The following is a 13033-nucleotide window of genomic DNA, read 5'->3' on the forward strand; positions in this document are numbered from 1 at the left end:
AAAGTTTCTACCGATACATGACTGGATAAGGAAGTTCATCTAAATCAGCTTCTTCACGTTCATTTTCCAATAGGTCAAGTTCCTCTTTTCCAGGAGCCTCAAAAACAAACATCATTAATAGGTCAATGGCTTTATGATAGGGATTTTCGTTAGGCAGGTTGTTCAATAAACGCTGTAATGCAAAAGCTAGACGTCTTGAAAGTCTAACGAAATTCTCTTCTGCTGGTACCACTGCCAAAAGCTCTAATAGCATGGGGATATAATCGGCCAGTTCCTTCCCCTCGTATTCAAAGCCGCCCTCACAAATGAGCTTTTGTAATTTTATTAAAGCAGCCCCCCGCTTGCGGCTGTCACCGAGCTCATGGGCAGTTAAATACAGACTTGTTCTTTCCTTATAATCAAAGGTTTCTACATATAATTCTTGCAGTTCCTTTTGATCCATGTTAAACAAAGGAACAATCCTCGCTTCGACTTCCTTGCGAATAACTTCTGAAGAGATATGTTCGTTGTAAAATTCCTCAATCACGGTCCGACTTTGAAAAAATTCCTCATTTGGATAATCCAATATTCGGGACATGATGATTAAAAGCGCTGGGGCATCATTCGTCGTCATTGACTTTCACTTCTTTCAAATGGATAAGAAACCATCCCTTCGGCTGGCGCGAGGTCTTCGATGCTGCAGGATCCCTGCTTATAATGTAAATCCTCATCCATTTCACGACGTCCAGTAGGGATTACAAACCGCTCATTATACTTTGCAACAGCAAGCAAGCGAGCCATGTCCTCGAGCTCCTCGGCTGTGGTTTTCGCTTCCTCCAAAAGCTTGCTGACTTTCAATTCATCTATACCACCAACGGTTTTTGCCCGCATATAGACACGCATCGCAGCCATTTTTAATAGCACTCTTCGGATGACATCAGTATCATCTGCTGTTAATAAGGAGGCTAAATATTCCATTGGAATGCGCATTTGGTCAACTGCAGGGATATATCCCTCTGCACTTAACTCATTTTCATTGGTGATGTGATTCATAATTGGGCTAAGCGGCGGCACATACCAAACCATCGGCAGCGTCCGATACTCTGGATGAAGCGGCAAAGCGATTTTCCACTTCATTGCCATCTTATATACAGGAGATGCCTGAGCACTTTCAATCCAGCTATGGTTGATTCCCTGTTTTTCCGCTTCCGTAATTACCTCAGGATCAAATGGATCTAGAAATACGGAAAGCTGTGCTTCATATAATGCCTTCGGGTCTTCGACAGACGCTGCTTCCTTTACCCTGTCCGCATCGTATAAAACAACTCCGATATAACGAATCCGCCCCACACAGGTTTCCGAACAGATAGTCGGAAGACCGGCTTCCGTTCTTGGATAGCAAAAATTACATTTCTCAGCTTTATGGGTATTCCAATTGTAATACACCTTATGATAGGGGCAGCCATTCATACAAAACCGCCAGCCACGGCAGGCATCCTGATCGACCAGTACTATTCCATCTTCATCCCTTTTATATAAAGCCCCCGAAGGACACGAAGCCACACAGGATGGATTGAGGCAATGCTCACAAATCCGCGGCAAATACATCATAAACGTCTTTTCATATTCCATGGCAATATGTTCCTGAAGCTTTTGGACATTGGGGTCCCTCGGCACCACTTCACTGCCGCCCGCTAGATCATCATCCCAGTTGGGGCCCCATTCTGGTTTATCAATATATTCTCCAGTAATCATTGACTTCGGTCTGGCAACAGGTAAATTTTCTTTCTTCGGACTATTATGGAGATGCTGAAAATCATACGTCCAAGGCTCGTAAAAATCGTCTATTTCAGCCATATTGGGATTGTAAAAAATATTGGCCAGCTTCGAAATCGGGCCGCCTGCCTTTAAATGCAATCTGCCATTTCGAAGAACCCAGCCCCCCTTGAAGCGATCCGTATTTTCCCATTCTTTTGGATACCCTGTCCCTGGGCGGGTCTCGACATTGTTATACCAGACGTACTCCATCCCTGGACGGTTGGTCCAGACGTTCTTACACGTAACAGAACAAGTATGACAGCCAATACATTTATCAAGGTGCATGACCATGGCCACTTGTGCTTTAATTCTCAAGCCAATCGACCTCCTTTAATGGTCGGACAATCGTCAATGTATCTCGCTGACTGCCTGTTGGTCCATAATAATTAAACCCGTAGCTTAGTTGAGAATATCCGCCAATCATATGGGTCGCTTTCGGGTAAATCCTCGTGACACTATTATGCGTCCCGCCTCGAGTTTGATTAATCGTATTTCCAGGTACACCCATCGTACGGTCCTGTGCATGATGCATATAGACTGCACCGCGCGGCATCCGGTACGTTAAGACTGCTCTTGCTACAACGACCCCATTTCGATTGTAGAGCTCAATCCAATCATTATCCTTAATCCCAATTTCTGCCCCGTCCTCTTCATTCATCCAGACTACCTGCCAGCCGCGGAACAGCTGAATCATATTCGTCGTATCGGTGAACATGGTATGAATGCCCCACTTTTGATGCGGCGTCATATAACGGAGCGTTATGGATTTCCCTTGATTCTCCACTTCCTGCTCCCCCTTAATAAATGGCCCTTTGGAAATTGGCGGGATGTATAACGGAAGCCCCTCACCATAATCCAGCATGACCTCGTGATCAAGGTAAAAGCTCTGCCGACCAGTTAGGGTATGCCATGGAATATGGTATTCCTTATTGACAGTGAACGGCGAATAGCGCCGGTTATCATTCTCAAGGCCACTCCAAACTGGGGTTGAGATCGCCTGACGGGGTTGGATGGTTAAGGCATCCAGCGTATAATCCTCTTCCTCCCGCCCCTCTGAGATGTGAGCCAGCTTCTTACCCGTCTTTTCCTCCATTGACTTCCAGCCTTCAACGGCACGATTCCCGTTGGTCGCACCAGACATTAAAAGAATCGCATTGATTGCTTTCTTGTCAGTAAATAGATCAGGGTAGCCTTTCCCAATCCCTTCATGCTTCGATGGTCCTAGTCGGTCCATTAATTGCTGATAAACTTTATCTCCAGGAATGCGGACACCCTTCGTTCCATAGCCATTTTTAATATTTGGTCCAACCGTAATCCACATATCATACACATGAGGATAATCCCGTTTCAAAATCGTAAAATTAGGCATTGTTTTTCCGGGAATGGCATCTACCTCGCCTTTCCGCCAGTCCTTTACTTTACCGAACGGCTGGGCAATTTCATTAATCGTGTCATGGGTCAACGGAGAAATAATCAAGTCCTCTTGGGCAGGAAGATGTTCCTTGGCCAATTCAGAAAAGGCCTTGGCTATTTCTCTAAACGCATCCCAATCGCTTCTCGTTTCCCATGGCGGGCTAATGGCCGCATTGAAAGGGTGCACAAACGGATGCAAATCCGTACTGCTGATATCATGTTTTTCGTACCAGGTTGCAGCCGGCAGAATAATATCTGAGAAAAGTCCAGAACTTGTCATGCGGAAGTCCATACTCACAAACAAATCTGTTTTACCTTCGGGAGGAATATCCGTTATCTTTACATCTTTTGGCTGCCAAGAGTTTTCGACATCTGTTAGGACAGAATCCTTAGCGCCAATTAAATGTTTCACAAAGTATTCGTGGCCCTTTCCGCTGTCGCCCAGTAAATTGGAGCGCCAGTTAAAAAATACACGTGGAAAATTGCGCGGATCATTAGGATTTTCTATCGCAAAGTCGAGTTTTCCTTCCTTCAGTTGTTTCGTCACATCCTCAATCAAGGCAAAATCGTTAACCGTGCGTGACCTCGCCTCCTTCATCACTTCCAAGGAATTTTGCGACAGCTGTGGAAAACTTGGCAGCCAGCCTAACCGGGCGGACATTGCATTAAAATCAGCGGGGTGCATTTTGGCATACTGACTTCCCCAGTCTGTCTGAGAATCATTAAAATCATATTCATAGCGAAATTGTTCTGTTGCAAAGTAAAAGAAGGAAGTCCCGTTCATGAAACGCGGCGATTTCACCCAATCATTCGCAAAGGCAATTTGCCCAAAGCCTTCCAATGGGCGGACCTTTTCTTGGCCAACATAATGAGCCCACCCACCGCCATTGACACCCTGTGAACCTGTTAATAACACAAGGTTTAGTATTGAACGATAGATTTGATCGCTATGAAACCAGTGGTTTGTTCCACCTCCCATAGCAATCATAGATTTACCCTTCGTACGTGCTGCGTTATCAGCAAATTCTCTGGCCACTTGAATCACATGGGACTTTTTCACACCTGTAATACTCTCTTGCCAAGCAGGAGTATACGGCTTATCCGCATCGTTATAATCGGCAGGATAATTCCCTGGAAGACCACGGTTTATTCCCGTGTGTGCAAGCATAAGGTCATAGACTGTCGTAACCAGCAGTTCATTTCCAGATTGGTCCTTGACACGCTTAACCGGTACACCGCGTTCCTCCCTTCCGCCCTCTTTTACAGCAAAATAAGGGAACTCGACCATCACAACCTCGTCTTTTTCATCAAGAAAACTAAGCTTTGGATGGATTTTCATCCCATCCCCCGTGTTCATATCCAAATTCCATTTGTTTCCTTCATCCCAGCGAAACCCTTGACTGCCATTGGGAATCGAAAAATCCTTCCGTTTCTCATCCCAAACAACGGTTTTCCATTCACCCAACGTATCATTCTTTGAAATATCAGAGGCCCTCAGGAAACGGTCCGAGCGGTAACCGCCGACTTTCTTTGTCAAAACGACGAGAAATGGCAGGTCTGTGTATTTTTTTGCATAATCGATAAAATAAGGCGTTTGTTTGTCAACATAAAATTCTTTCAAAATGACATGGGTCATCGCCATGGCAAGAGCTCCATCTGTCCCCGCCTTAGCAGGCAGCCACATATCGGCAAACTTTTCATATTCCGCATAGTCTGGACTAACACCGACAACCTTTGTTCCGTTATAGCGGGATTCAACCATAAAGTGGGCATCAGGTGTTCTCGTTTGTGGGATATTTGTTCCCCAAATGATAAAGTATTTGGTGTTATACCAGTCTCCACTTTCAGGAACATCCGTCTGGTCCCCCCATACCTGAGGCGAAGCAGGTGGGAGATCCGCATACCAATCATAAAAGCTTAAAATCGTCCCGCCTATTAACGATAAAAATCTGGTCCCGCCAGAATAACTAACCATTGACATTGCAGGAATCGGACTAAAACCAACAATTCGGTCTGGTCCGTATTTTTTGATCGTATAAATCGTCGAAGCAGCAATCATTAAACATACGTCTTTCCATGACCCTCTGACAAAGCCGCCTTTGCCGCGCGCCTTCACATATTGTTCGCGCTTTTTCGGGTCTGTGACAATATTCTCCCATGCTTCAACAGGGTTACTAGCTCTTTTGAGTTCGTCTTGCCATAAGGCATAAAGGTCTCCGCGAACATAGGGGAACTTTACGCGGGTAGGGCTATATGTATACCATGAGAAACTGGCACCACGCGGACAGCCTCTTGGTTCATACTCTGGAAAATCATCACCGGTTGATGGATAATCCGTTTGCTGCGTTTCCCATGCAATAATGCCGTCCTTCACATGAATTTTCCAGCTGCAAGAACCTGTACAGTTGACGCCATGTGTTGACCGAACCACCTTATCATGCTGCCAGCGCCTTCTGTAGACCTCTTCCCAATCCCGTGGCCGAGGATTCTCCTCGGTCCATCCGTCATTAATTCGGTCACCGCGCACTAAATGTTTGAGCGAATGGAACAAATTATTTTTTTTAGACTGCATCGTTTTCACCTCTTCCCTTAAGGATATCGGCTAATGGATTAAATTCTTCACCTAAAAGTCGGAATGAGTCCTTCCCACTTTGAAGTTCTTCTATAAAAATCTGCCAATTGGGTGCATTGGCTGCAGCAAGAATCAGCCGCTGCAAGGTATTCATTTCATCAATTTCATAAATTGCTTGGATTAATTCTCCAGATATCACACCAAACCGTATCCTGAGTACGGCAATTAAGTCCTCTCGATCTTCGACAAGCAATGGATCATTTTCAAATGAAAACAAGTGTCTATTCAGCTCCCTTTATAGTTTAATCATTTTATAATAATCTGAAATTAACAGTGCTTTACATTTCTCAGCAGATTCTTGAAAAAAATGAATCACTTCTTCATCTGGGTTCATGGCTTGTTCAAAGCTAACCTGTGTTTTCATAGATTGTGAAAATGATTGCGAGAATCGAATGGTGACATCATAGCCTGTTTTATTTTTAATGACAGTTCCATGAATATCGTAAGGATGGATATTATAACTGAAAAATGTTTCAGCCAATTGTTTATATAATTCTGGTAAGTCAAATCGTAATAACTTTTCCTCTAAGGGCGGTTTATTACTCATTTTCATCCTCTTTTCCATTATTACACTAATTTTCCTGTATATTTTTCGTTATCACCTAGAAGTTTATTCATCTCATCTTCATTGTGGATTTCATCAATGATGACCAGACAATCTAATAGAGTAATCATTTTTTGGTCGGGTTCATGGGTCTGCAACCTTAATTTCATGTTTTCAACAATCCTCCGCATAAGATCGTGATCACGAGTTAATTGGATCACTGTTGTGACCAAATCTGGATTCTCCATTGTCATCTCCTTATATAATCCTTCCTCCTCTGCCTCTGCATGTTTCAATGTACGTGTTTCCCAATGTTCAATCGCAACCTCTAATACTTGCAATGCCTTTTCTATTTCTCGATTTTCAAGACATTTCTGATATAACTCTCGCAGCTCCTTTACCTCATTCAGTGCTGCTTCATGTATAGACGAATGTGCATCCTTTTTCCTCAAACTCGGTCCTGACAAGTCAATTCACTCCTTTTAGTCTTTATTACAAATCTTTTTTTGTAAAAATATAGATATTTTCATTCAGGCTTTATTTACCTTAAAGTGGAAATCGTTATAGTCTTTTCCATATGGCTCATCTATAAACTCGCGAAATTTATTCGATTACAAAAAAAGGTGGAAGGTACTTGATGAAAGAATTGATATTATCCCTACGTATTTGTTATAATAAGGTGGTTGTAACATTATTGAGGAGGAACATTTTTTTATGTCAATCGAGGTAGGTACTAAAGTTCAAGGTAAAGTAACAGGCATCACTAGTTTTGGGGCATTTGTAGAATTGCCTGGTGGAACAACAGGGCTAGTTCATATCAGTGAGGTAGCGGACAGCTATGTTAAAGACGTTAATGATCATCTTAAAGTTGGCGACCTAATTGAAGTTAAGGTAATTAGCGAGAAGGACGGTAAGACTGCCTTGTCCATCAAAAAAGCTATTGATAAGCCGGTTGAACAAACCTCGTCTTATTCCCAACGTCCACCACGTCAGGGAAGAGTAGATAATCGTTCAAAAGATTTCCGTTCAAAGAGTAACTTTAAACCAAAGGAAAATTTCGAAGATAAAATTGCGAAATTCTTAAAAGCTAGTGAAGAGAACTTATCTACCTTAAAACGCAGCACTGAAACTAAACGGGGCGGCAGAGGCGGAAGACGCGGATAACGCATCGTTTTTAAAATACTACGAAATTACTAAAGGCAAACATGTCACAGCATGTTTGCCTTTTTTATAGCCTCTTCTAAATTGAGGCATCTATTTTTTTCAAAGGAAAAGACAGGAATGGCTCCCTGTCTTTTTGTTAGTCATTATTAATCATGAAAATTAGTACCATCCGTTGTAGCTTTTATGATTTCAGCGCGAATCACAAAATCTCCGAAGTGCTCGCCCTCTTCTCTTTCTTTGGCATAGCGAGAGAGTAAAACACGCAGTTCATTTAATATTTCTACTTCACCGATGTTTTCACGGTACATCTTGCTTAAACGGCTTCCATCATGTGCGGCACCAAGGTACATGTTATATTTGCCTGGCGCTTTCCCAATAAAGCCAATTTCTCCAAGGGCATGACGGGCACAGCCATTCGGGCAGCCAGTCATACGAATGGTAATTTCTTTATCGGTTAATCCATTTTCATCAACGATGGTTTCAATTTTATTTATTAAAGATGGTAAGTATCGCTCTGCCTCAGCCATCGCTAATCCGCAGGTTGGAAGAGCCACACAAGCCATTGAACTGCGGCGGAGCGCAGAATAATGCCTGCCATCTGTCAATCCATATTGTTCAATCAATTCGTTGATTTTTTTCTTTTTCTGAGTAGAAACATTGGCAATAATGACGTTTTGATTACCTGTCAGATGGAAATCGCCAGTATGAATCTTTGCAATTTCGCGCAAGCCCGTCTTAAGCTTGTAATCATCAAAATCTGCAACACGGCCACCTTCAATAAATAGCGTGAAATGCCATTTACCTTTGACACCCTTTACCCATCCATAACGATCGCCATTATGATCAAAATGGAAAGGCTTTGCCTCATCTAATTTCCAACCAAGACGATGTTCTAATTCAGCTTTTACTGTTTCCAAGCCGAGTCTATCTACAGTGTATTTAAAACGTGCATTTTTACGTACAGAACGGTTTCCATAGTCCCGTTGAATCGTAATCGTTTTTTCTGCAATCTCATATAATTGATGAGGCTTACAAAAACCAATTACCTTAGCAAGCTGCGGATAAGTGGCGTTGTCACCGTGTGACATCCCCATCCCGCCGCCAATGGCCACGTTAAAACCGACCAGCTTATTATCTTCGACAATAGCGATAAAGCCAAGGTCTTGTGAAAAGATATCGATATCATTTCCAGGAGGAACGGCAATTCCAATTTTAAACTTCCGCGGCAAATAAAGCGGTCCATACATTGGTTCTACTTCATCGATTTCAGGTGTACCGGCTACTTTCTCTTCATCAAGCCAAATTTCATGATACGCCCTCGTACGTGGCAATAAGTCATTACTTAATTTTTTTGACCATTCGTATACCTCGGAATGAAGCTCAGATTGATCTGGATTTGAAGAACACATCACGTTACGGTTCACGTCACCGCAAGCAGCAATTGTATCCATTAAGGCATTATGGATACTCTGAATCGTACTTTTCATATTCCATTTTAAGATCCCGTGCATTTGGAATGTTTCACGAGTCGTCAGTTTTAAGGTCCCATTTCCATATTTATCTGCTAACTCATCCATCACAAGCCATTGTTCAGGTGAAGCTACACCCCCAGGCAAGCGGACACGGAGCATAAACTGATATGCAGGTTCTAGTTTCTGCTTAGCGCGCTCATTTCGGAGGTCCCTGTCATCCTGCAAGTAACTGCCGTGGTGTTTCATCAGGCGATTATCATCTTCAGGTATGCCGGCGCTAATCCGATCAAGCATTACTTCTTTAAGTGTACCGCGTAAATAATTACTTCTTTCTTTGATTCCTTCAACATCACTCGGCGGTCCTTCTGGTGCTTTTAATATTTGATTTACCATGTTGAAACTCCCTTCCATCCCAGGTCAGTATACGTCACGTTGATAACGTTTTTGCTGCTGCATCTCGGCTAAGTATTCCTCCGCTTGCTCACGGCTCAAACCGCCTTCTTTTTCAATAATCTTAATTAACGTATGATGAACATCATGAGCCATGTGTTTTTCATCTCCGCAAATATATAGATGTGCACCTGCTTGAAGCCACTCAAATAACTCTTTACTTTGTTCGATCATGCGGTGTTGTACATACACCTTTTCTGCCGTGTCACGTGAAAAGGCAACATCCATTTTCGTCAACACACCATTATTCAGCCACTTTTGCCATTCTGTTTGATAGAGGAAATCTGTAACAAAATGCTGGTCTCCAAAGAACATCCATGTTTTACCCTTTGCGCAGGTTTCTTCACGCTCTTGCATAAAGGAACGGAAAGGTGCTGCGCCCGTTCCAGGACCCACCATGATAATAGGAGTTTCTGGATTATTTGGCAGTTTAAAGTTATCGTTATGCTGAATGTAAATGGAGACTGTATCACCAGGCTGAAGACGTTCCGCCGCCTGGATGGAACAAACACCTTTTCGTTCGCGTCCGTGTGCATTGAAGCGGACCGCACCAATCGTCAAATGGACTTCGTCAGGATTAGCCGTTAAGCTGCTTGAGATTGAGTATAGCCGGGATGGCATCTTCCTTAGAATAGAGACAATCTCTTGCACTGACCCAATCCAAGGTGTGAAATCACGTAATAAATCAAGCAAATCACGTCCATCCAGATATCCTTTTAATTGGTCTTCATTGCCTGCAGAAACTAGTTCCTGTAATTTTTCACTCCCAGAAAGCAGTGCAGCCTTCTCAAGAAGCGGTTTGGTTAAAGTAGTAATTTCATAGTGTGAGACGAGTGCGTCTTTAAGCGGAAGAACATCTCCCTTTTTATTCACAGTCACGATTTGTTCAGGATCCCAGTTCATTTCGTCCAATAGTAATTGGACAAGGGCAGGATCATTTTCAGGATAAATTCCTAGACTATCCCCAGGTTCAAAGGTAAGTCCAGAACCTTCAAGCGACAACTCAAGGTGGCGGGTTTCTTTATTTGAGCCACGGCCATTTAGATTTATATTTTCCAGGACCTCAGCTTTAAATGGATTGGTTCTGGAGTATACCGCATCACCAATCTGTGAAGATGGTGCCTCCTCAGATACATGGGTGCCTCCACCGGCCTCATTTAAGCTGCTAAGGACACCTGAAAGCCATTCGGATGCTGGCTCATCATAATCAAGGTCACAGTCAAAACGCGGATAAAGACGTGTTCCTCCAAGCTCTCCAAGCCTTGTATCCAAATCCTTACCTGTTTGACAGAAAAACTCATATGAACTGTCTCCAAGTGCTAAAACGGAAAAACGAAGTTCATCAAGCTTTGGAGCACGTTTCCCATGTAGATATTCATGAAATGATAGGGCATTATCCGGAGGCGTGCCTTCTCCATGGGTACTGGTTACAATCAGAAGGTTATGAATCTTTTTTAAATTATTAGGTTTAAAATCACTCATAGACTGGATTGTTACTTGAAAACCATTTTCCTCGAGTTTCTTGGCTGCTGTCTTAGCAAGACCCTGAGCGTTACCCGTCTGTGATCCAAAAAGAATAGTCACATCCTTTGAAATGGCCTGGGCTGTATTCCCGCTTGGGAGTTCAGCTGTTTGTACATTTCCCGGCCCCGAAACCGAAGAAAATTGGGCTGCAGCCAAAAAACCGCTCAACCAGACTTTTTGTGATTCTGTCAAGGTAGGCAGAATGCGGTTGAGGAGCTCTGCCTGCTCCTGATTAAAAGGACTGTTTAATACTTGAAGTTGCACCAATATCCACCTCACAAAGGATTATTAACTTATCTTGATCATTTATTTATCATGACTTGTTTAAAGAATTCTAAGATTACAAATTTTTCAGTCAAAAAATGATTAATATAATAATAGTTTTACTATTCCTATAAGTCAAGTCGGTTTTAACGATTTAAACCATTAAAATCTGAAAACATCTAACAAAATATAGAATAAAGGCGCAATGTAGAGCGGAGGCCCAGATATTCTCCAATGAATGGTGGCAAAGGCCGCCGCCCCGTCTTCCTAATTGCACCTTATTTTAGGATATGCTATCTATTTCTTCGGTTCCGATTACGCAAGAAGGTCGGGATGTCGAGAGAATCTTCTCCTTCCTGACTATAACCTTCGGAATTTCTTACGGGCTCCTCTAGACTCTCTTGTTCCTGTTTTGGTTGAGATTGAAACGATAAACGCGATGGCCCTTCCTTTTGAATAGGAGAAGAAGGTTTTGTTGGACGTGCCTGTTTATCAACAAAGCCTGTAGCAATAACGGTAATCATGATTTCATTTTTAAAATTTTCGTTAATGATTGAACCAAAAATCATATTTAACTCTTTATCTGCAGCAGAGGCAACGAGGTCGGCTGCCTCTTGCACTTCATAAAGACTCAAGTCTTTTCCACCCGTTATATTCATGAGTATTCCTTGGGCTCCATCAATAGAGGTTTCTAATAAAGGACTGGAAATAGCTTTTTTGGCTGCCTCGACCGCGCGGCCTTCCCCTTTTGCCACCCCAATACCCATTAAAGCGGTCCCTTGGTTACTCATAATCGTCTTCACGTCAGCAAAATCCAGATTAATTAATCCTGGGACTGCAATTAAGTCTGAAATCCCTTGAACACCTTGGCGAAGGACATTATCCGCTTCCCTGAATGCCTCAATCATCGGTGTTCTTTTATCTACAATTTGCAGCAAGCGATCATTAGGTACAATGATTAACGTATCTACTGCTTGACTCATTAACTCAATTCCATTCGCTGCATTTGAAGCACGTTTCCGGCCCTCAAACCCAAACGGACGTGTTACCACCCCGATTGTTAACGCGCCGAGTGCGCGGGAAATTTCTGCAATCGCCGGTGCAGCACCGGTTCCAGTCCCGCCGCCCATTCCGGCTGTCACGAAGACCATGTCTGCTCCTTTTAAAACATCCTCCAGCTGTCTTCTGCTTTCTTCCACGGCTTTTCTGCCAACCTCTGGGTTAGCACCCGCACCTAGTCCGCGTGTTAACTGGGCGCCTATTTGCATTTTAATTTCTGCTTTCGATAGGTTTAACGCTTGTGCATCTGTATTGACCGCAATAAATTCGACACCTTGAACCCCGCCCTCAATCATTCGATTGACAGCATTATTACCGCCGCCGCCAACACCAATGACTTTTATTCTAGCAACTTGATCTATATCCATGTCGAAATCCCACATAATATTCCTCCTGCTCATTCGTTTATAATTTGCATCATTATTAACAATAGATTGTTGAAAGCTTATCTCACAACTAATCGTTAAGTGGTATGTATATTTTTCTACTTATACGTATTTTACCAAAATAGTGAAGGATTTAATATAGTAAGCTAACACTCTATTCAGATAAATTTGTTGAATTTTGTAGAAATTTTTGACATAAGTGTTAAATTTATTAAAACATGTTACTAGAGTAGTTCTTTGGAAATACAACCTATGATAGATGCTTAGCAGTTGATAGAATCGTGCAACATTTAGCTATCGATTAGCTAGCACTTAGATGGGTTAATCT

Annotated in this window: 10 protein-coding genes; 1 reads left to right on the forward strand and 9 read right to left on the reverse strand. The window is 42.7% G+C overall.

Annotated features, from left to right (window positions below):
* Window positions 1-7 precede the first annotated feature (7 nt).
* Genes narJ through V7121_RS01800 form a run of 6 tightly spaced genes read right to left on the reverse strand, consistent with a single transcriptional unit; the run spans window position 8 to window position 6853 of the window.
* Window positions 8-613: a nitrate reductase molybdenum cofactor assembly chaperone gene (narJ, locus tag V7121_RS01775; RefSeq protein ID WP_335501223.1), complete on the reverse strand. Its 606-nt coding sequence runs from the start codon at window positions 611-613 to the stop codon at window positions 8-10.
* Window positions 610-2112 carry a nitrate reductase subunit beta gene (gene narH, locus V7121_RS01780; RefSeq protein WP_335501224.1) on the reverse strand — a complete coding sequence of 501 codons (1503 nt, stop codon included), beginning with the start codon at window positions 2110-2112 and terminating at the stop codon, window positions 610-612. Before narH ends, narJ begins: the two co-directional genes overlap by 4 nt.
* Window positions 2102-5782, reverse strand: coding sequence for a nitrate reductase subunit alpha (locus V7121_RS01785; RefSeq protein ID WP_335501225.1), 3681 nt, complete (start codon window positions 5780-5782; stop codon window positions 2102-2104). Before V7121_RS01785 ends, narH begins: the two co-directional genes overlap by 11 nt.
* Entirely contained in the window at window positions 5772-6059 is a 288-nt protein-coding gene (locus V7121_RS01790; protein WP_335501227.1) for a hypothetical protein, read from the reverse strand. Before V7121_RS01790 ends, V7121_RS01785 begins: the two co-directional genes overlap by 11 nt.
* An 18-nt stretch (window positions 6060-6077) precedes the next feature.
* A complete protein-coding gene (locus tag V7121_RS01795; RefSeq protein WP_335501229.1) occupies window positions 6078-6389 on the reverse strand; it encodes a hypothetical protein in 312 nt (103 codons plus the stop codon).
* A 20-nt stretch (window positions 6390-6409) separates the two neighbouring features.
* A complete protein-coding gene (locus tag V7121_RS01800; RefSeq protein WP_335501231.1) occupies window positions 6410-6853 on the reverse strand; it encodes a hemerythrin domain-containing protein in 444 nt (147 codons plus the stop codon).
* Window positions 6854-7100: 247 nt separating this feature from the next.
* Here V7121_RS01800 and V7121_RS01805 point away from each other — a divergent pair, with 247 nt between their 5' ends.
* A complete protein-coding gene (locus tag V7121_RS01805) occupies window positions 7101-7550 on the forward strand; it encodes a S1 domain-containing RNA-binding protein (RefSeq protein WP_335501233.1) in 450 nt (149 codons plus the stop codon).
* 146 nt (window positions 7551-7696) lie between these two features.
* Here V7121_RS01805 and cysI read toward each other — a convergent pair whose 3' ends face one another.
* The 3 genes from cysI to ftsZ form a co-directional block, all read right to left on the reverse strand.
* The gene (cysI, locus tag V7121_RS01810) at window positions 7697-9415 is read right to left on the reverse strand and encodes an assimilatory sulfite reductase (NADPH) hemoprotein subunit (RefSeq protein ID WP_335501235.1); all 1719 of its coding nucleotides are present in this window, start codon (window positions 9413-9415) and stop codon (window positions 7697-7699) included.
* A 24-nt stretch (window positions 9416-9439) separates the two neighbouring features.
* Entirely contained in the window at window positions 9440-11260 is a 1821-nt protein-coding gene (locus V7121_RS01815) for an assimilatory sulfite reductase (NADPH) flavoprotein subunit (RefSeq protein WP_335501237.1), read from the reverse strand.
* Between the two features lie 293 nt (window positions 11261-11553).
* Complete coding sequence (ftsZ, locus tag V7121_RS01820) at window positions 11554-12702, reverse strand: cell division protein FtsZ (protein ID WP_335501240.1); 1149 nt, start codon at window positions 12700-12702, stop codon at window positions 11554-11556.
* Between the last annotated feature and the right edge of the window lie 331 nt (window positions 12703-13033).

Origin of the sequence: Neobacillus drentensis, from assembly GCF_036962125.1 — a bacterium.
GTDB classification, from domain to species: domain Bacteria; phylum Bacillota; class Bacilli; order Bacillales; family Cytobacillaceae; genus Neobacillus; species Neobacillus drentensis_B.